This window comes from Micromonospora sp. CPCC 205539 (genome assembly GCF_036906815.1).
Classification (GTDB): Bacteria; Actinomycetota; Actinomycetes; order Mycobacteriales; family Micromonosporaceae; genus Micromonospora.
In genome coordinates this window covers 53,809-72,759 of sequence record NZ_JBAKHW010000013.1, presented here as the reverse complement: position 1 = coordinate 72,759, position 18,951 = coordinate 53,809, and the positions used below count along the sequence as shown (strand labels likewise).

Genomic DNA, 18,951 nt, shown 5'->3' with positions numbered 1-18,951 from the left:
CGTCTGTCTCCTCGCGTCAGTGCTCGAAAACCATCGCCGAGAACGTGGCGCCGAGCCCGACTGCCGCCATCAGGTAGCGGTCGCCCGGCCGCAGCCGACCGAGCTCGACTGCGGTCGCGTAGTTGATGAATGTGTCGGCGCCGAAGCAGTGCCCGGTCACCGGCACGTTGTCGAGCAGCACCCGCTCGACCGGGAAGTTCACCGCCTCACACAGCCGTGCCCAGGACAGCCGGTTGACGTTGTGCGGCAGCAGGAGGTCGAGCTGCGCCCAGCCGAGCCCGGCCCGATCGAGGGCGGCCGTCATCACCTCGACCAGTGCGTCGACGTACACGGTCTCGAACTCCTGGGCGAGCTCGGGGCTCAGGAACAGCCCACCGTGGAAGCGGCCGTACGTGCGGGTCGCGTACGACAGCAGCCGGTCGCGGCCGCCTCCGGGTCGTACGACCACGCAGACGGTGCCCTCACCCATCACGGTTGTAGCCGGGATGAGCTGAACGGTCGGCGTGAACGCTTTCTCACCGGCGAACACCAGGGCTAGCGCGTCCGGATCACCGTCGTCGGCGAGCAGCCGACCGGCCATGTCGAGTGCCAGCAGCCCGGAGGCGCAGGCGTGCTGAGTCACGGTGAACGCGGTGGCGTGGCCGAGGCCAAATGCGTCGCGGACCTCGTGCAGTGGGTTCTCCGGATATGGCACGCCGCTGTCCATCGTGCGGGCCTGCAGCACGTAGCGGACCCGGTGCTCCTGGCCGGGCAGTACGTCGAGCCTTCCGGCCGCGGCGGTGAGCAGATCGGTCAGTGTGCCACCGGGCTCCAGGCGGACCTCGGACAGTCCGTAGTACCGGACGAACATGCGCACCTGCCGGTCGGTCAGGCCGAGTCGCTCGGCCAGGTCGCGGATCGGCACCCGGGCCGGTGGCAGATAGACGGAAACCGCCTCGATCGCGGTCACACCGTCCCCCGGTCGGCCGGCACCACGCCTGCACAGTGCGCCACCAGTTCGTCGACTGTCGGATGATCCCAGACCACGGTGGGCTCGAGCCGGATCCCGAGTCGGTCCTCCAGGTCACCGCAGAGCGTCAGGGCGAGCACGGAGTCCAGGCCGTAGTCGGCAAGGGATCGCGTGGGATTGATGAGCGCGGACTCGCACTCGAGGTAGTACGCAATTCGGTCGATCAGCCAGGTGCGCAGCGCTCTGGCCTGAAACGTGGTCATGAGTCTCCCCTGGGCAGCGGTCGATCGGCGAGGTCGAACGTGCGGTGACCGGCGAGGCGGCTGGCCAGCTCGGCGTACAGGGCGGCCCGGCGTGCCGCGAGCGGGCGAGGGCCGGCCGCGACGGCGATTCGACCGCTGCGGGCCAGCCGGTGCAGGGCCGCGACCACCCACGCCGGGTCGCCGAGGAAGCGGTCGTCGGGTTCGTGGCACCACACGTTGAGGCAGGCGGTCGCGGCCAGCACGGTGGCGTAACGCGCGGCCAGGCCCAGCGCCTCCGGGCTCGCCTCGGGGCCGAGGTCGCGCGGGTGCAGCTGCGCGCAGTCGGTGGTGAGAGCGGCGAGCTCGGCGCGGAACGCCACGGCGAGCCGGTGCAGGTCGGGGTCGGCGCCGGCGGTGATGTCCACTGCCGGGGCGAGCGCGGCCGCAAGCGGGTCGCGGCCGCCGGTGGTTACCGCGAGGTCGGCGAACGACAGCGGCGGGAGCGGGGTGCCGCGCTGGTACACCGCTGCGGGTGGCGGCTGGCCGCCGGATCGCCAGTCGCGCCGGGCCATCAGCGGCAGCTGGGGCAGCATCGTCATGAGGCAGGCCACCCGAGCCGCATGGGCGAAGCCGGCAGGCGCCAGGTCGCGCAGTAGCTTCTGGAACAGGGCGTGCTCGCCGGTGCGGACGTAGAACTGCGCGCCCAGTAGCCGCGAGAGCCGGTCCATCGCGTCCATCAGTCGCCGGGACACGAGGAACTTCGTGGCCGACGCGGCGACGCTTGTGCGGTCCGGCACCGCGTGGATGGCGCGCGCCGTGACCAGTGCCATGCTGTCGGCGATGAGCAGGTCGACGAACGCGTCGACGAGCGTCGCCCGGACCGCTGGTAGATCGCCAACGGTGCGGCCGTAGAGCGTGCGGGCCGCCGCGAACCCGGCGGCCACGCGGATGCCGGTGTCGAGCACTCCGGCCAGCATCGCGGGCAGCGCGGTGCGGGTGACCTGGAACGAACGCAGCGCCACCTCGACGCCATGGCCGGGCGCGCCCAGCACGGCCGACCGGGGCACCGGGCAGCCGTGGAACTCCAGTCCGCCGAGGGGCACGCCGCGCATGCCGGTGCTGGCGTAGCGGGGCAGCTCGACCAACGTCGCTGGAGGTGCCGCCGCGCGGTCAACGATGAGCTGCGACAGGCTGCGGCTGCCCGGCGCGGGGTCGGTACGCGCGAGCACGACGAGCGCGGCGGCTCGGGCCGCGTTCGTGATGACCTCCTTGCGGCCGGTGAGCCGCAGCCCTGCGGGCCCGGACGGCGTGGCGGCCAGCTCGACGCGGGCGAAGTCGTTGCCGTGGGCGAGCTCGTGGTACGCCGAGGCGACCCGGTTGCCGGCCAGCAGCAGGCCGGCGATGGCCTGGCACTGCTCGGTCCGGCCGGCGGCCCAAACGTTGACTCCGGCGATGAAGGAACTGACCCCGTAGCCGAGGCCGAGTGCGGGGTCGCGGCGGAACACGGCCCGCATGACATCGATGAGGTCGTCGAGGCGCACCAGACGCCCGCCGTACCGGGCCGGCACGAACTCGGCATTGAGCCCGAAGTCGTCGAGCAGTCGTTCGCCCTCGGCGCACATCTCGGCCCGCTCGTCGGCCCGCAGGACAGCCTGGTGCGACAGTGGTGCGCCGGGCCGCCACGGATCGCCGAGCAGCTGGTCCAGCTCCTTGGCGCGGGACGGCTTGGCGGTCGTCAACTGGGCTCACCCCCGAGGTCCATAACCGGCAGGACCGACGCGGCGCCGGTGGCGGCGAGTAGGCGCGCCAGCTCGTCGAGCGCCTGACCGGCACCCGGGGCTGGCGCGTCGAGCCGCTCCAGCACGAGCGCGAGCGCGCCGCGTAGCCACGCCGCTTCGTGCCACCAGGCCTCCCGCCGACGCTCGTGGTTGGCCAGCCACAGGTGGACCGCGGCCGCACCGGCAAAGCACCACTCGTAGCGCTCGACCAGCTCGAATGACTCGGCCGGCACGTCGCGGGCGAGGGTGGGATGCGCGTCGATCTCAGCCTGTACGCGCTCCGTCGCCGTGAGCAGTGCCGCGCCGAGCGGGCGCAGCGCCGCAGGCAGCTCGGTCACCGCGGTGGGCAGCGCCTGCACGACCGAGCAGCCGGCGCGGGACCGCTGCGACAGCGCGCCGATGGGCGGCAGCGGCGTGCCCAGCATCGCGGCCCGGCGTACGGCGTCGTGGTCCGCGTTCCGCCCCGACCAGCCGCGGGCCAGGGCGGGGAGCTGGTTGAGGACGGCCTGCCGGTTCACTGCCGTGTTGCCGTCGAAGATCGCAACGACCCGGTGGTCCCGTTCGAGCTTGGCGAAGGCGCCGTGCGCGTACACGTCGGTCAGGAACGCCCGCGCGCCGAGCAGCTCGGCAGCGCCGGCGACGAGCTCGTCGACGACGGTCGGAACGAAGGCCTTGGCCACGGCCGACACCAGGGACAGCTCGCCGGACAGGGTGTGCGCCGAGCGGGCCGCCAGCAGGGTGGTGCACTCGACGAGCAGGGCCCGGGCGCACAGGCCGCCGAGGGTGCGGCGCACGTGCGGCAGGTCGAGCAGCCGCCGCTCGTACAGCACGCGGTCGCGGGCGTACTCCAGCACCAGCCGAAGCGCGTGGTCCGCGGCGCCGAGCGACAGACCGGCACACGCCACCCGGGTCAGTTGGAGCGCGCGCAGGACGATCTCCAGCCCGTCGCCCGGCGCGCCGACGAGGGCGTCGTGCCCGACAGTGGCGGCGGTCAGGGCAAGGCCGCTGATGTCGGCGCCGCGAATGCCGTGTGTCAGAGCCTTCGGTAGGCAGGCGTAAGACCCGGGGGCGAGCCGGCGCTTGTCCAGCAGCAGGAGACTGAGGTCGCGAGGACCGCGGCCGGTGCCGGTGCGAGCGAGCACGCACATGAGCGCCCCGCGGGTGGCATTGTTGACCGGTTGCTTCACGCCGGTCAGGCGGTAGCCGTCCGGCACCGGCTCGGCGGCCATACCGGTGGCCCACAGGTCGCTGCCGCAGCCGGGTTCGGTCAGGCCCCAGGCGACCGGCACCCCGGCCAGGACGTCGGTGGCCAGTCGACCGCACTGGCCAGCGTCATTCGCCAGCCACACGGAAACGGCGCCGAGGAATGTCTTGGCGTGGGCCACGGCGACGGTGAGGTCGCGACCGGCCAACTGCCGGACCAGGTGCACCAGTTCGTCGTGGTCACGCCAGGCGCCGCCGAGGCGCTGCGGGACGTAGTGTGCGGGCACGCCGAGCCGGTCGAGCAACGCGACGGCTGCCGCCGGGAACGCCTCCGACCTGTCGAGGTCGGCACAGGTCGCGGGGGAGAACGAAACGTCGTCACGCAGCCGCGCCGCCAGCAGGTTCACGGCCGGGTAGAGCTCGGTGGCCGTGGCCGTGGCCGAGGCCGCCGTCACGAGCGGCCGCCATTGTCGTGCGAGCGGGCCGTGCGCGCGGTGAGGCGGGCGGCGGTCGGCGCGAGGTCGGCCGTGAGGAATCGGCTCCGTACGGCGGAGCGCCGGACCTTGCCGCTCGTGGTGCGCGGCACTGAGCCGGGACGGACCAGCACGACGCTCGTCGTGATGCCGAAAGACCGGGCCAAGCGGCGCTGGATCGACTCGGCCAAGCCCGCCGGTGCGGCCGGGCGGCACTCGTGCACGAGCACGACCTCGTCGTGCGCTACCGGGACGGTGAAGGCCGCGCCCGCGAGGTCGGCCAATGCCGGGTGCACGAGGCGGGCCTCGGCCTCCAGGTCCTGGGGTTGCAGGTTGCGTCCGTGGATGATCAGGACGTCCTTGATCCGGCCCACCACGTAGAGTTCGCCGGCGTGCTGCACGCCGAGGTCGCCCGTGCGCAGGAAGCCACCCTCACCGGTGGCGGTGGTCGCGCCGAACGAACGCGCGGTCGCTTCCGGATCACGCCAATAGCCCTGAGCGACCGACGGGCCGCGTAGCCAGATCTCGCCGACCGTCCCGTCAGGCAGCACCGCGTGGCTGCCCGGGGCGACGATGCGCAGCTCCAGCCCGGTGACCGGGCCGTTGCCGACGAGCCGTGGCAGAAAGCCCTCGCCGGTCGGCTCGCCGGTGACCGGGCGCAGTTCGTCGTGGGTCATCAGCTCGTCTTGCACGGTCGTGATGGCCGGCCGGCGGTCCGGTCGGCTCATGGCGACCGTCAGGGTCGCCTCGGCCAGCCCGTAGCCAGGGCAGAACGCCTCCGGCCGTAGCCCAGCCGCCGCGAAGCGGCGGATGAACCCCTCGACCGTGCGCGCCTGCACCGGCTCGGAGCCGCAGCCGGCGACCGCCCAGCGGGACAGGTCAAGGTCGACCAGTTGCTCTTGGGTCACCCGGTTCACGCATAGTTCGAAGGCGAAGTTCGGAGCGGCGGAGAATGCGAGCCCGCACCGATCGACCACGCGCAGCCAGGAGACCGGCCGTCGCAGGAAGGCCATCGGCGACATGAGTACGGCGGTGCCACCGGACCACAGCGGTGTGATGACGTGCCCGACGAGACCCATGTCGTGGTACACCGGCAGCCATCCGCCGGCCCGGACCGGCCCGTCGATGCCGAGCATCGCCGCGAATGACCTCGCGTGGGCAGCCACGTTGGCATGGCTGACCACGGTGCCTCGGGGGCTGGCCGTCGAGCCGGACGTGTACTGCAGGAACGCGACGCTCGCAGGGTCCGCCACCGCGGGCGTCCAGTCGGCTCCGGTGTCGATGCCGGGGCCGTCGGTCACGACGATCGGCACCTTCGCCCACATGCGGGCGTCGCGGTCGTCGACCGTGCCGGTCAGCACCGCCGCGGCGTCACTGTGGGCGACGATGCCGGCGAGCCGCCGCCGGCCGTTGTCGTGCCCGGTTGGCGGTGGAGCCGGCACCGCCACGATCCCCGCGTACTGGCAGGCGACGAACGCCGCCACGAACCCGATTCCGGGCGGGTACAGCAGCAGCACCCGTGCGCCGGCCGGATGCCGCGCGCGCAGGTGTGACGCGAGTGCGCGGGCCTGCTCGTCGAGCTCGCGGTAGCTGAGCACCTGGTCTTGCGTCGGATCGTCCGGCTCTGCCACGAACACCACGGCGGGGTCGTCGGCCCGGTCGCGGACGTGCCGACGCAGCGCCTCAGTGAATGTTGACCCCGCCTGCATGGTGCCCACGGTGGCCGGTGGCGGCGCGGCCGGGCAAGCGACGGTGGTGCGCTCCTTGTGCCATGGCGGGACTACCCGTCTGGGCCTCCCCGGTCGTCGCTGTTGAGGCCGCACCGCTGCGGCGGCTAGCGTCGGACCTCATCCGGCTCTCCGATTTGCAGAGGGGTTCGCATGCCCGCCGTCTTGGAGATGGATCTGCCGGTCGAGCGAATCCTCGCCGAGCCGTCGGTGGCCCGCCAGGTGGTGCCGCCCGGCTTCGACTACATCCGTACGGCCCGTGGGCTCGAGGCCGTCAGCTACGCCGCGTGCGAGGCGGTGCTGCGCAACACGGCGCTGGAGCGCCGGCTGCCCGAGGTGTTCCGGGCTAGCGGGGTGCGCGACGAGACAGTCCTCGACATCTCCGCCGGTCTACTGAACAACGCTCAGGGCGATCGGCACCTAAGGCTGCGCCAGGCCCTCGGTGCCTTCTTCGCCCCGCAGCGGGTCGAGGCCGCCCGCGCGATGATCGCGGAGCGGATCGCCACGCTGCTGGCCCGGGCGGACCGCCCGGCCGGGCTCGACCTGGTACGCGATGTCGCCCGGCACATTCCGGCTCACCTGTTCGCCCACCTGATCGGCGTGTCGCCGCGGCAGCGGGCGTACTTCAATCGGATCTCGATCGAGGCGTTCCGGGTCTTCGAGATGAACCCGGAGTTGGGTGACGGCGTGACCGGGGCCTGGCGGGACGCGGCCGCGTGGGTCAACGGGCTGATTGAGAGCCAGCGTGGGGAGACCGGCGACACGCTGCTGCCGTACCTGGCTGAGCAGCGCCGGGCCGGCCTGCTCGACGAGGACGAGATGCGCCTCGCCGTCACCATGCTGCTGATTGGCAGCGTCGACACCACACAGGGGCTGATGGGCGTGATGATGCGCGCCTTCGTCGACTGCCCGGACCAGTGGCAGGCGCTGCGCGAGGACCCCTCCCGGGTACCAGCGGCGGTGCTGGAGGCGGCCCGTTGGCGACCGGCCGAGCCGTGGATCTTCCGGGTAGCGCCCGACGGCGTCGAACTCGAGGGCATTCCGGCCCGGCCCGGCGAGCACATCTACGCTCTCATCGCTGCTGCAAATCGCGACCCTGCAGTGTTTGAGAACCCGGATACCTTCGATATCAACCGCGTCGGCGAGCACCTGCCGCTGACCTGGGGCCTGGGCCGGCACTTCTGCCTGGGCCGTTCGTTCGCCGTGATGGAGCTGGAGGAGCTGCTGCTCGGCTGCCTGCTGCGGTGGCCCGCGCTCGGCTACCGCGACCCGGTATCCGGTGCCGCGGCATCCTACTTCAGCGCCCGTTTCACCCTGCCAGTCAAGCCCGTCACACCTGTCTAGCCGTCGGAGCTTGCCATGGATGATATTAACTCCCGCCATGTGGTCGTCGACGCCGACCGGTGCGTGCGGTCCGGCCTGTGTGTGACGCTCGCGCCGGGTGTCTTCGACCTCGGCGCCGGGCACGCGGTCACGGTCCTGCCGCACGGCGAACAGGTGCCGGCCGAGCACGTCACCGATGTTGGTAAGGCGATCGTGCTGTGCCCGGCCGAGGCCCTACGCTTCGCCCCAGACCCAGTGCCGTGAGGACGCTGTCGGTGACCGTCTCGACGTCCTGCGCGGACATCCGGGCGTGCGGGGTGTCCGGCCCGCTGGTGCTGCTCGTCGGGCGGCGGCTGGCGAGCAAGGGTTACGGGATTCTGCTCGACGTGCCTGGCCGCGCTCCTCGCCGACCCCGCACGCCGGGCGGCGCTGGCCGCGGCCGGTCGGCAGCGGGCCGGCGCCGGTGGGGACAGCGTCGCGATGGCCGTCGAAGCCGGCTACCACACAGCGGAGGCCTCGCATGGGTGACCTGATCGTGCGCTTTGCCGGCTGCGAGATCCGCGAGGGCCCGCTGACGACCGGGCAAGAGAACATGATGCGTGCGCAGCTGCTCGACGCGGTGCCGATGGTCGAGGAGTTCGTGCCTGCGCTGCCCGACGGCACGACCCTGCGGGCCGTGACCGCTGCGCTCGCCGACTGGTTCGTCCGGCATGAGGGGCTGCGCACGCGCTACGTGCTCGCCGACCCGGGCGTGCCCGGGTCGTGTCACCGGCAGCGCGTCGACGGCGCCGGGACCATTCTGGTGCGCTTGGTCGACACGACTGCGGACACCGCCCTGGCCGCGCTCGAGGACGTCCGCGCGCAGCTGCGCGCCCGGCCCTATGACGTGGAGCGCGACCTGCCGGTGGCGCTGGCTGTCGTCCGGGTTGACGGCGTGCCGCGGGGGATGGTCATCGTCGTATCGCACCTGGCCACCGACGGCATCGGCATCGGGCTGCTCGCCGACGACCTGCTGGCGCTGATCGCCGGTGGGCCTGTCGGTGGGCCTGGCCTGCAGCCTCTGGACCTCGTCGAGCTGGAGGCCACGCCGGCGATCCGGCGCCGGATCCGGCAGAGCCGACTGCACTGGGCGGAGCGGCTGCAACGTGCGCCGCACGCGGTGCTGCCGGTAGATGACCCGGGCGGTACCGAGGCTCTGCAGCGCGGCGTGCTGCTGCGCTCGGCAGCCGCGGCGGCGGCGGTGGCGTCGGTATCGGCGCGCACGAACGCCACCCCGGCTGCGGTCGTCGTGGCCGCCTACGCGGCGCTGCTGACCCACCACACGGGCAATCCGAACTTTGCGTTCGTGTCCTCCTCGTCGAACCGCTACCTGCGCCGGCTGCGTGACTACGCCGGCACCCAGGCGACAGACGCCTTCGTGCAGTTCGAGGTGGATCCGCGCGACACGTTCGACAGTTTGGTTCGGCTGGCCGGCCGCAGCTGCCTGCAGGCATACCGAAGCAGCTGGTTCGACACGGCCGAGATCTGGGCCGAAATTCAGAAGGTTGGTACGCGCCGGGGCATCGACGCGTACACCCGGAACTGCCTGTTCAGCGACCTGAGCGCGGCCGGCTATCAACCCGAGGTGCACTACCCGGTGCGGGTCGGGGCGGAGCCGGTGGTGTTGCCCGGCCTTGGCGAGTTCGTCGAGCTGGCCCCTATCCGGCGGCCGCACCGGGTGGCGCTTACCACCTACCGACTCGACACGGATCTGGTCGCGGTCGCCTGGGGTGACCCGCGCTGCTTCGCCGACCGGCTCCCGGCGTTCGCGGGGGCGCTGGTGCGGCTGCTGGCCGCGGCGGGCAGCGCAGATCGGCCGTTGGCCGAGCTACTCCTCGCGACGGACCTGGAGGTCCAGGTCCGCTCGGCGTCCTGGCACCTGGTCGACGGTAGCTGGGTGGACATGGACGCGGTGCGGCGGCTGCTCCGCGCCGCCGTCGGCGACCGGCCGGTGGCGGTCGGGCTGACCGGAGCGCAGCGGCCGCTGATCGAGTGCCACCTCGCTGGCGCGGAACCTGCGGCGGAGACGGTGCACGCTGCCTGCCTCGCCCAGCTGGGCGGCCGCTCGTCGGCGATGGCACCGCACCGCTACGTCACGCACTCGGCCGCTCCCGCCAACCCCGGCGACGTGGCGGCGTGGCGGGCGGCTCCGGTCATCGCCGACAGCGATGGACGTCCGGTGCCCCGGCCCGAGGAGGAGAGGACAACCGATGGATGACGCAGGAGATGGTGCGGTGGACGTGACGGCCATGGTGGTCGGCACGCTGGCCCAGTTGACGCACCGGGATCCCGCCACGATCACCCCGCAGATGCGGCTCTTCGCCGACCTGTCGTTCGACTCGACGACAGTGCTCGAACTGCTGCTGGAGCTGGAGACGGAGTTGGACGTGCTGTTCGACCCGGAGACGATGGACGCGCGGCATGTGGAGACGGTCGGCGCGCTCGTCGAGTACGTGTCTGTCAACGTCGGCGGTGCTGCGTCTCCGTCGCGCACCCCATCCTCGTAGGGCGGCGCCGAGTGTGACAGCTGGCTGCGGGTCGAGGAACTCGCCTTGGCGGGCGAGATCGACGCACTGCTTGTGCATGAGTCGGACGTGATCGGCGACGGGGACCTCGACGCGTTGCGGCGAAATGCGGCGTGCGCGGACGGTGCGTCGCACTGCTGCCAGCGGGGTGAGCAGCACCTCCCGTTCTGGCCGGGAAGTATTACCCGGTCGGAGCCTGGCCGCGTCGGCGTGTCACGCCACGGTGACCTCCGGATCCTGCGCCGGCACGGCCGACCGCTGCAGAGGGGAACGGCCGGCCAGCGCGACCGCCAGCGCCGTCACCCCGCACACCAGGGGCACCGCCAGCGCGTGTACGGCGCCGCCCGCCTCGGCCGCTCGGCCGGCGACCCCCGAGCCCAGCGCCACGCCCGCGCCGCTCGCCGCCGATATCCATGCCAGCGCCTCGGTGCGTACGTCGTCGGGCGCGACCCTGCCGACGATCGCGAATCCGACGATCATCGCGGGCGCGATGGTGAGGCCCACCACGAACACGTTCATGGCCAGCACGCGTAGATCCGCCACCATGGACAGTGGAGCCAGCAGCGCCGACATCGCAGCCAGGACCACCAGGAGTTGCGTGGTGAGCGTTGCGTTGGGTTGCGCTGCGCCGTATGTCAGACCGCCGACCATGGCGCCACCGGCGAAGCAAGCGAGTACGGCGCCACTGGCCACATTGGCGTCGGCGGTATCGGCGAGGGCCACGATCCCCAGCCCCGTCGAGCCGGACACTGCCCCGAGCGCGAGGAAGATCGCTGCCAGCAGCGCGAGCGGCGGCTGACGTAGCGCGAGACCCGCACGGCGTCGATTGCGGCCGGCCGTCAGCGGTGGCGCGGTGGCACGCTGAGCAGCGAGCCACAGTCCTCCCACGAGCGTCAACACAGCCGAGACAACCAGCCCACCCTGCGGGTGCACCACCGCCACCAGCAGGGTGACGACGAGCGGTCCGGTGACGAACAACAGCTCGTCGACGGCCGACTCCCAGGCCATCGCGGTGGGCAACTGGTGGGTGCGGCCGAGGACCGCGATCCAGCGTGCGCGGACCAGCGACCCGATCGGCGGCAGGGTCGCGCCGGTAACCGATGCCGCGGCGAGCAGCGCGGGTACCGGCACCCGCATCTGTACGCACACCGCGAGCACCACCAGCGCCGAGGCGTGTACACAGGCGCCGACGACGAGCACCCGGGCCTGGCCGTACACGTCCACCAGCCGACCGGCGACCGGTGCTCCACAGGCCTGGCTGAGCGCGTACGCGGCAGCGGCGGCGCCGGCGGCGCTGTACGACCCGGTGCTCTCCTCGGTCGCCAGGATGATCGCGATGCCGAGCATCGCCATCGGCGCCCGCCCGACGAGGCCGGCCAGCGCGAACCGGCGCTGCGGCGCCGGCGCCAGCAGTGCGAGGAACGCCCTCACCGGTCGGCCTCGGCCCGTACGCCGGCTGCCGCCACGCCGTCTCCGAACAGTGCGTCCCGCACGTCCCGCATGCCGACCACGGTCACGCCGGAGCTCTCGACGATGTCGATCCACGCGTCGTCGCGGCAGAGTTCGAAGTCGGCGACGCGAGCCTGCCAATCGGGTGCGATTGCCTTGAGTTCGTCTGTCTCCGCCGCGGGATGCATGACGAAGACCGCCAGCCCCGCCGGAAGGCTGTCCAACAGGCGCGTTGCGGTTTCACGTCGGTTCTCGGGCCGCCCCAGTGGCAGGTCCACCCAGGTGTCGAAGGGCACGAGCCCCTGCCGCTCGGCCCCGGCGAGTTCGTCCGCCACCGCCACCGCCTCCGATTGGGCGATGTTGCACAGCTCGCCAACCTGTTGGGCGTTGTGGCGCAGCAACGTCGCCGGCAGGCGGTACCGAGCGGACAGCTCGACGTACGCGCCGATCAGTTCGGCCCCGTACAGGGTGAGCATGTGCGAGTCGATGTGGGTGACGTCGATGCCGAGCGTGCGGGCATGGTCGACCTGTGCCGACAGCTCGGCGAACACCGCCTCCCGGATGCCGGGCCGGCCGTGCAGGTGCCCGGCGGTGCCGGGGAGGTAGCCGGACTCGTCGGTGAGCGCGACGTGACCTGCCGCGGTCAGTGGACGCCAACGGTATCCCGACCATTCGCTGTTCAGGGTCAGGTGCACGCCGAGGTCCGGTGCCGTGGCGAGCTCCGCGCACAGCTGCGCCAGCGCCGGGAACCAGGCGCATGGCACCATCGCCGAGGCTGCGGAGACGACTGGCGAGGAGACGATGTGGCGGTACGCGGTGACCGTCGCCCCGCACATGCCGATGTCGTCGGCGTGCAGCACCACCGCTCGGTCGGTCGGACCCAACCCGAGTCGGTCGAGCAGTTCAGTGGTGTGCACCAGGACTCCCTATTGCCGTGGCCGCTGCGCCACGGAGTTTCCGCAGCCGCTGGTGGACGTACGGGGCCAGGTGTGCCGCCGTACGGTGGACCGCGTTGATGCTCTCCACATGGGTCGCGATGGCATCGCGGTTGAGTAGCGGCCCGATGACGAATACGTGCGGGGCACCCTCGACCTCGAACGTGACCGGGTCCATCCGTAACCCGCGCCGGGTCGGGTCGGGCGTGAACCCCTGCGTGCCGCCGACCAGGTTGGCCAACAGCGATGACGCCGTGTCGTCCATACGGCCCGCGCCCGTGCAGTCGACGACGATGTCGGCGTCGACGGGCGTATCCGCGCTGGCGAGGCGTAATTGCAGCCCAGGACCGGTGCGGGCGACGCCGGTGACCCGGCCCGACCGCGTGACCAACTTCCCGATCTCTTCCAACCGTTCTGCGCCTGCCATGTATTCACGCGGTGAGGGACGCAGCCCCGCAGGATCCGGCCGGCCCGGCAGCCGTCCGCTGCCCGAGATGACCTCGATCGTCGCAACGCGTTCCAACAGCCCCGGGGTGTGCGTCAGGTAATGCAGCAGCTCAGCCGCGGCAGCGTTGGATCCGATGACGACGATCCGGGACCGACGTCGCCCTGTGATCAGTGCGTCGATCTGCTCGAACCCGCCGTCGTACAGGTCGTGCACGTACCCGTCGGCGGGGTCGAGGCCGGTCCGGTTCAGCCGGGGCACGCTGCCGATGGCCAGCACGACAACCCGCGCCGGCAGACGACTGCCGTCGGCGCACCGCGCCTGCCATCCGCTGTCCTCGCCGCGCAGGTCGACGACCTCGCCGACGACCTCGCGCACGTCGGCGCCCCACCTGCCTCGGGCGAGCGCTACGGCGTTGCTGTGCTGCTGCTCGGCGTATGCGCCGAAGGTGTGGCGGGGCAGGCGCACTCCGGTGAGGTCGCCGCGGGTCAGCTGCGCGGCATTACGCGCGTGCCAGTCTGCCAGCGCGGGCACGTCGGCGGCGACGCCGGGCAGGAGCTGCTCGGGGTGCTCGCGCAGCCATGTGTGGAACTCCGGCGGCGTCGACTCGGTGACGGGCTCGATCAGCAGCGACCCTGGTCGGCTGGGCATGCCGTACGGCACGCCCCGGCCGAACGCGCCGAGCCGGTCGACCAGCGCGACGCTCGGCGGCGGGTCGGTCTCGGTCTCCCACAACGTCACCAGTTCCACGAACAGCCGGCTGCCCGACAGGCCTGCACCCACGATGAGCAGGTCGACGCCCTCCAGCGCGGGGTTCAACTGTCACGCCCGTTGAGTCGGTCGACGTAGATCCCGACGTCAGATCCGGCGATGTCGACGGCTCCAAATTCCTTGGCGTACAGGGGCGCGGCCTCCTTCGGGCCGCCGACGACGGCGTAGGCGTACCCCATCTCTGCCATGGCGTGCAGGCAGTGCAGCACCAGCGCTGACCCGACCTTCCTGCCGCGGAAGCTTTCGGCGACACCGACCGGGCCGAGGAAGTTGCGATATGTCGCCTCGTAGGAGCAGAAGCCGATCAGCTCGCCGCCGGTGGTCGCGATGAAGGTGGTGATCGGCTGACGGCCGAAGGTGACGTCGCACTCGCCCATCCAGCCGTTGCTGAAGTGTTCGCGTATCCATGTGAGCACTTGTGGCTTCTCGTAGGACCGCGGCCGGCGGATGGTGATGGCGTTGGCCACAAGCACGCTGTCGTACTGCGACTGGTCCGGGATGGCGTAGAGCTTGATGAGACGATCGAGCATTTGGGTCATGTGGTTCCCCGTTGTCCTCCGTAGGAGAAGGCATGCGGGAACCGCCGTCGTTCAGCTGGTGGTGTGACCCGGTACAGGCCTGCCACGCACCGTCTCGCAGGCGACCCCCGTGCCCCCGTGGCTCCTCGAACGTGTTATGTGAACCTATCCGTTACTGTAAACAAAGGTCAATATCTATTTAAGGAGCGTTGGTGCCCCTGGCTTCGCGGTTTGTCGACCGTCTCTTGTGGGGTGACACACGGCCGGCGGCACCCGCTGACCCGAAGCGTCGGTCTACAGCCTGCTCACCAGATCCGGGACGTTCCGGCTCACCTCACGCGAGTATTGGGACGAGTTGGAACACGACCGCAAGCCGTTCTACATCGCCGTCAATGCCACCGCGGCCCGAGCCGCGGTCGACGACCTGGCCGACAAGTGGGGCGGGCGGTATCCGGCGGTGATCCGCCTGTGGGACAACGTGTGGGCCGAGTTCATCCCGTTCCTCGACTACGACGTGGAGATCCGCGCCGTCATCTGCTCCACGAACGCGATCGAGTCGTTGAACGCCCGCTACCGGCGGGCGGTCAAGGCCCGCGGCCACTTCCCCAACGAGCAGGCCGCGTTGAAGTGTCTGTACCTGGTGACCCGGTCCCTGGACCCCATCGGAGCAGGCAAAACCCGATGGACGATGCGCTGGAAACCCGCATTGAACGCCTTTGCCATCGCCTTCAGCGACCGCTTCCCAGCCGCTGAAACCTAATAGCCAAGATCGCGGAAACACCGTGTTCGGCTGCCGTGCGCGGTGGCGTCAACAGCAGGGTCACGTTCCCAGCCGGGCACCTCCGCAGTCCGGCTGCCGTGGTTCGGTCGGTCACGATCTCGCGGTGCGGAATGCGAGCAAGACCGCGACTGTGGTCCCGCTCGCGTTCCTGGCTGTCGATCGCCCCCGCGTCGGATTCCCCGGCGCGGGGGCGTCGATCTCCCCGCTACGGCAGCAGGGGCAGGATCGAGCAGTTGGAGACAGCCGGCCAGCCGGCCAGGCGATGGGTAAGCCAGTCCACGGCCGTGGACTGGTCGGTGAGCAAGGGCCCGAAGTGGTTGAGCAGCGCGCTGCTGCCCTTGGGCAGGTTGATCGGGTCGTAGACGACCTTGCCGCCGAGGCCGCACCAGTCCACGGCCATCCTGCGTGCCTGTGCGTGCGGCACGAGGTTGTCGTTGACACCGGTGGCCACGCGCACGATGCCGGTGGGCTTACGCGTGCCGATGAGTTGGTCGTTGATGAACGCGCGCAGGACGGGTTCGGCTCCGATGATCTCGGCCACGGACTCGCCGTTGGTGGTCCAGGTCGAGGAGCGTGTTCCGGCGTACGTGATGATCGCGTCGCCGACGCACATGGTTGACATGTCGAGGAGCGCGGCGCGGCCGTTGTCGCTGAGGTGCCGGTCGACCAGTGGCCGAATTTCCGGCTTGGCTTGCAGGAAGCCGTTAACCGACCAACCGAGCGCTCCCAGTAGTTCACTGCCGTCGATGGCGGCGGTTACCTCGGCCAGGTTGGCGGGCGGGGCGCCCGCGTAGGTGGCCTTGAGTGCGACGTCGGGCGCGTAGGTCGCCTGGAGTTCGGCTGCTGAGGCGACTGCACCGCCGCCCTGGCTGTAGCCGTAGAGGCCTACGGGCGCCTGTGCGGTGATTTTGGTGTCCGGCAGGGCCTTGGCCGCCCGGGCGGCGTCGAGTACGGCGTGACCGCTGTCGATCCGGTTGACGTAGGTGTGCAGTCGGCCGGTCGTGCCGAGTCCGACGTAGTCGGTCTGCACGACTGCGATGCCCTTGGCGAGGAGCCGGTACATGGCGAGGATCTCGTAGCCGACCGAGACAGTGCTCTGTTCCTTGCCGATGCCCAGGATGAGACCCCGCTGCAGGGCCAGCGATGTGGAACACTGGTCGCCCTGGCCCATCGTGCCCGGAGCGAGGACCACCAGCGGCCTCGGTCCCAGCCCCAGCCAGGGTGCCGCGGGTTCGAGGTAGGCGCCAGTGACGGCGACCGGGCTGCCGGTGGAGTCGGTGGACCTGTACATGATCCGGGTGGCGTTGCCCGGCATGCTGGAGTTGATGCCCGGAAGGTTCAGGGCCAGTTCGAGCGGTTCGGTGCGGATCAGTTCTCCGTTGGCTGCCGGTAGGTTGGCCGGTGGCGTGTAGAAGGCGGGGATGGTGATGCCGCGCGACGTGGCGGCCTGAGCAGGGACCGCCCCGAGGCCGACGCCGGCGAGGGTTCCGGCGAGCAGCGTGGCGAAAACGCGGGTGCGTAACGACATGTGCGCCCTCTCTCGTGTCGCCGCGTACTTGGCTGCATCGATGCGTGAGCGGCGGTTACCGGACGGTAACCGGGAGAACCGAGAACCTCCAGAGGGACGTCCTATCACTACGGCGTCCACGATTCGAGCGATGTTCCGGAGGGCTCAGGTCGGCGCGGCTGCAGCCCGTTGGCGTCAGGCGCAATGCGCAGGATGGCGATCACCGTCGCGGTGCCTCGTGCCGGGCTGCCGCCATCGAACGCGGCGTCGATGCGGACACCGAGTCGGCGTCCACCGCATCGAGGCGGTCGGGTGGGCGTAACCGGCAGCGCAGAGACTGGTACCGATACACCAGATTCGTGGCATCATTATTACCGTCAGGTAACATGAGTCGCTTCGAGGAGCATGTTGGTGAGGTACGGGTCGCCGCCGTCACGTCGCCGAGACGCCCTGCGTAACCGTGCCGCCATCGTTGCGGCCGCGAGCGACCTGATGACCAGCGTCCGTTCGGGGCCGCCGATGCCCGAGATCGCCCGCCGGGCGGGCGTGGGACAGGCCACCATCTACCGGCACTTCCCTGACCGGCGCGCCCTCGCCGAGGCGGTGGTCACCCACCAGGTCGACCGGCTCGAGATCGTCGCAGCGACCGTCGATCATCCGGCGGCGTTCCGCGCGCTGCTGCTGGAGGTGCTGCGCACGCAGGTTGCGATGCGTTCGCTCGTGCCTCTTGCCCTCGAGCTCGACCAGGGCAGCCGTAACCGCCTCCAGCACCGGGTCATCGCCGCGCTCACCGGGCCGCTGCGCCGCGCGCAGGCCTGCGGGCACGTACGCGCCGACCTCGCACCGGCCGAACTGGCATTGTTGTTCGCGATGGTGCACGGCGCTGCCGAGGCCGGCGTCGCAGCCGAACGTTCGGTGGACCTGCTGCTGGACGGCGTGTTCCGCAGTCCAGCGTGAAGGTCCGGCGCTCGAACCGGCCGCGACTGAGGGCGGCATGACCGGCGGCTCGACGTGAAGCTACGCGTTCGCAATCGCCTGCAGCACGATCGCCTTGCCGCTTGGGCGGCGAGACCATGAACTCGCTGCCCCTTGCCGATTGGCATCATTAAGGCTGTGCGGGCGGTTTCCGGCGTCCACCTCGGCCTCAACGCTGCCCCGGAAGCGACCGATGCCCAGTCGGAAAAAGGCGCTCCATGGTTTGCCGCGCTCCAGATAACGCCGTCGAATCGCGCGGCGGTCGGACGAGGCAACCGCGCGATGTCGGCCTGTCTCTGAGGCGGTGACGTAGAAGAACCACCCCTTTAGGCGCACAATCCAGGTCAGCCGCCTGCGGCGTCGTGGACGAAGGTGCGGATCAGTGTGGTCTCTGCGGCGGTGCGCCAGACCGGGGCGTACCGCAGGATCGGGCCGTCGGTGATGGGCACGAATGCGAGGTCACGACGCTGCCGGGAGGCGGCCGCGTACGACCCGACGGGGGACACGACGCTGCCGGTGCCGATCACCGTGAGGGCCTCCTCGAGGGTGGCCGCGGTGGTGCCGCGCCGGATGGGCCGCCCGGACGGTGTCGTGGCAGGGGTGTGCGCCTGCCACACGTAGTCTGGCACGGGCCCCTCCAGGTCCACCACCGGGTGATCGCCGAGGTCCTCCATCTCGACCCGGTCCCGGACGGCCAGCGGATGAGTGGGGGCGACGGCCAGCACCAGCCGCTCGGTGTACAGCTCCGGCCCGACGGTGAGGTCGGGCTCGCGGACGGGCAGCCAGAGCAGGCCGATGTCCACCCGGCCCGCGCGCAACCCGCCGAACGGGTCGGAGGGGAGGATCTCGCGCATGCGCAGCTCGCATCGCGGATGCCGCTGCCGGAACAGGTCGAGGACGGCCGCAATCTGTCGGTGGTGGGTGTCGAAGGTACCGATGGTCAGCGTGCCGACCTGTCCGCGAGCGGCGGCGGCGGCCTCGTCGATGCCTGCCATGATCTCGCGGTAGCCCGCAGCGAGCCGGTCGCGCAGCCGCTCGCCGAGCGGGGTGAGTCGCACGCTGCGGCTGGTCCGCTCGAACAGGGCGCCGCCGATCCGGCGCTCCTGCTGTTTGATCGACTGGCTGACCCGCGCCTGGGACACGTGGAGGCGTTCGGCCGTACGCCCGAAGTGGAACTCTTCGGCCAGTGTCAGGAAGATCTCGATGTCGCGCAGCTCCACCAGGCTGTCTCCCTTTCCTGTCACCGCCCGTCCGGATCCTGCCCCTGCACTGCGTGATCGGGGAAGTTTACGACTTCGGGGCCGAACGATA

At 71.0% G+C, this 18,951-nt stretch carries 16 protein-coding genes and 1 pseudogene; 6 read left to right on the top strand and 11 right to left on the bottom strand.

Annotated elements, in window-relative coordinates:
• Window positions 1–16: 16 nt before the first annotated feature.
• Genes V6V47_RS13930 through V6V47_RS13910 form a run of 5 tightly spaced genes read right to left on the bottom strand, consistent with a single transcriptional unit; the run spans window position 17 to window position 6,354 of the window.
• A complete protein-coding gene (locus tag V6V47_RS13930; protein WP_334628605.1) occupies window positions 17–949 on the bottom strand; it encodes a ketoacyl-ACP synthase III family protein in 933 nt (310 codons plus the stop codon).
• Entirely contained in the window at window positions 946–1,212 is a 267-nt protein-coding gene (locus V6V47_RS13925) for an acyl carrier protein (RefSeq protein WP_334628604.1), read from the bottom strand. Before V6V47_RS13925 ends, V6V47_RS13930 begins: the two co-directional genes overlap by 4 nt.
• Window positions 1,209–2,930, bottom strand: a complete 1,722-nt coding sequence (locus tag V6V47_RS13920) for an acyl-CoA dehydrogenase family protein (RefSeq protein ID WP_334628603.1) — start codon at window positions 2,928–2,930, stop codon at window positions 1,209–1,211. Before V6V47_RS13920 ends, V6V47_RS13925 begins: the two co-directional genes overlap by 4 nt.
• Complete coding sequence (locus V6V47_RS13915; RefSeq protein WP_334628602.1) at window positions 2,927–4,627, bottom strand: acyl-CoA dehydrogenase family protein; 1,701 nt, start codon at window positions 4,625–4,627, stop codon at window positions 2,927–2,929. Before V6V47_RS13915 ends, V6V47_RS13920 begins: the two co-directional genes overlap by 4 nt.
• Window positions 4,624–6,354, bottom strand: coding sequence for a fatty acyl-AMP ligase (locus tag V6V47_RS13910; RefSeq protein ID WP_334628601.1), 1,731 nt, complete (start codon window positions 6,352–6,354; stop codon window positions 4,624–4,626). Before V6V47_RS13910 ends, V6V47_RS13915 begins: the two co-directional genes overlap by 4 nt.
• Before the next feature lie 171 nt (window positions 6,355–6,525).
• Here V6V47_RS13910 and V6V47_RS13905 point away from each other — a divergent pair, with 171 nt between their 5' ends.
• The 4 genes from V6V47_RS13905 to V6V47_RS13890 all read left to right on the top strand — a co-directional run bounded on the left by V6V47_RS13905 (window position 6,526) and on the right by V6V47_RS13890 (window position 10,241).
• Complete coding sequence (locus V6V47_RS13905) at window positions 6,526–7,716, top strand: cytochrome P450 (protein WP_334628600.1); 1,191 nt, start codon at window positions 6,526–6,528, stop codon at window positions 7,714–7,716.
• 15 nt (window positions 7,717–7,731) lie between these two features.
• Window positions 7,732–7,959: a ferredoxin gene (locus tag V6V47_RS13900; RefSeq protein ID WP_334628599.1), complete on the top strand. Its 228-nt coding sequence runs from the start codon at window positions 7,732–7,734 to the stop codon at window positions 7,957–7,959.
• Window positions 7,960–8,215: 256 nt separating this feature from the next.
• Complete coding sequence (locus V6V47_RS13895; RefSeq protein WP_334628598.1) at window positions 8,216–9,952, top strand: condensation domain-containing protein; 1,737 nt, start codon at window positions 8,216–8,218, stop codon at window positions 9,950–9,952.
• Complete coding sequence (locus tag V6V47_RS13890; RefSeq protein WP_334628597.1) at window positions 9,945–10,241, top strand: phosphopantetheine-binding protein; 297 nt, start codon at window positions 9,945–9,947, stop codon at window positions 10,239–10,241. Before V6V47_RS13895 ends, V6V47_RS13890 begins: the two co-directional genes overlap by 8 nt.
• Window positions 10,242–10,472: 231 nt before the next feature.
• Here V6V47_RS13890 and V6V47_RS13885 read toward each other — a convergent pair whose 3' ends face one another.
• Genes V6V47_RS13885 through V6V47_RS13870 form a run of 4 tightly spaced genes read right to left on the bottom strand, consistent with a single transcriptional unit; the run spans window position 10,473 to window position 14,398 of the window.
• A complete protein-coding gene (locus V6V47_RS13885) occupies window positions 10,473–11,690 on the bottom strand; it encodes an MFS transporter (protein ID WP_334628596.1) in 1,218 nt (405 codons plus the stop codon).
• Window positions 11,687–12,625 carry a polysaccharide deacetylase family protein gene (locus V6V47_RS13880; protein ID WP_334628595.1) on the bottom strand — a complete coding sequence of 313 codons (939 nt, stop codon included), beginning with the start codon at window positions 12,623–12,625 and terminating at the stop codon, window positions 11,687–11,689. The genes V6V47_RS13885 and V6V47_RS13880 overlap by 4 nt, the downstream gene beginning before the upstream one ends.
• A complete protein-coding gene (locus V6V47_RS13875) occupies window positions 12,612–13,907 on the bottom strand; it encodes an FAD/NAD(P)-binding protein (RefSeq protein WP_334628594.1) in 1,296 nt (431 codons plus the stop codon). The genes V6V47_RS13880 and V6V47_RS13875 overlap by 14 nt, the downstream gene beginning before the upstream one ends.
• Window positions 13,904–14,398, bottom strand: coding sequence for a GNAT family N-acetyltransferase (locus tag V6V47_RS13870; RefSeq protein WP_334628593.1), 495 nt, complete (start codon window positions 14,396–14,398; stop codon window positions 13,904–13,906). The genes V6V47_RS13875 and V6V47_RS13870 overlap by 4 nt, the downstream gene beginning before the upstream one ends.
• A gap of 298 nt (window positions 14,399–14,696) precedes the next feature.
• Between V6V47_RS13870 and V6V47_RS13865 the strand changes: the two are divergent.
• Window positions 14,697–15,137: pseudogene (locus V6V47_RS13865) on the top strand (transposase); the annotation flags it as partial.
• A gap of 226 nt (window positions 15,138–15,363) precedes the next feature.
• On the opposite strand, the gene V6V47_RS13860 reads toward V6V47_RS13865, so the two are convergent.
• A complete protein-coding gene (locus V6V47_RS13860; protein ID WP_334628592.1) occupies window positions 15,364–16,806 on the bottom strand; it encodes a lipase family protein in 1,443 nt (480 codons plus the stop codon).
• Between the two features lie 270 nt (window positions 16,807–17,076).
• Here V6V47_RS13860 and V6V47_RS13855 point away from each other — a divergent pair, with 270 nt between their 5' ends.
• Window positions 17,077–17,622, top strand: a complete 546-nt coding sequence (locus V6V47_RS13855; RefSeq protein ID WP_334628591.1) for a TetR/AcrR family transcriptional regulator — start codon at window positions 17,077–17,079, stop codon at window positions 17,620–17,622.
• A gap of 362 nt (window positions 17,623–17,984) precedes the next feature.
• Here V6V47_RS13855 and V6V47_RS13850 read toward each other — a convergent pair whose 3' ends face one another.
• A complete protein-coding gene (locus tag V6V47_RS13850) occupies window positions 17,985–18,884 on the bottom strand; it encodes a LysR family transcriptional regulator (RefSeq protein WP_334628590.1) in 900 nt (299 codons plus the stop codon).
• Window positions 18,885–18,951 lie beyond the last annotated feature (67 nt).

Coding starts and splice junctions, on each gene's coding strand:
- V6V47_RS13925 (WP_334628604.1), bottom strand. CDS start 1,212: ATGACCACGTTTCAGGCCAGAGCGCTGCGCACCTGGCTGATCGACCGA.
- V6V47_RS13910 (WP_334628601.1), bottom strand. CDS start 6,354: ATGCAGGCGGGGTCAACATTCACTGAGGCGCTGCGTCGGCACGTCCGC.
- V6V47_RS13905 (WP_334628600.1), top strand. CDS start 6,526: ATGCCCGCCGTCTTGGAGATGGATCTGCCGGTCGAGCGAATCCTCGCC.
- V6V47_RS13900 (WP_334628599.1), top strand. CDS start 7,732: ATGGATGATATTAACTCCCGCCATGTGGTCGTCGACGCCGACCGGTGC.
- V6V47_RS13895 (WP_334628598.1), top strand. CDS start 8,216: ATGGGTGACCTGATCGTGCGCTTTGCCGGCTGCGAGATCCGCGAGGGC.
- V6V47_RS13890 (WP_334628597.1), top strand. CDS start 9,945: ATGGATGACGCAGGAGATGGTGCGGTGGACGTGACGGCCATGGTGGTC.
- V6V47_RS13870 (WP_334628593.1), bottom strand. CDS start 14,398: ATGACCCAAATGCTCGATCGTCTCATCAAGCTCTACGCCATCCCGGAC.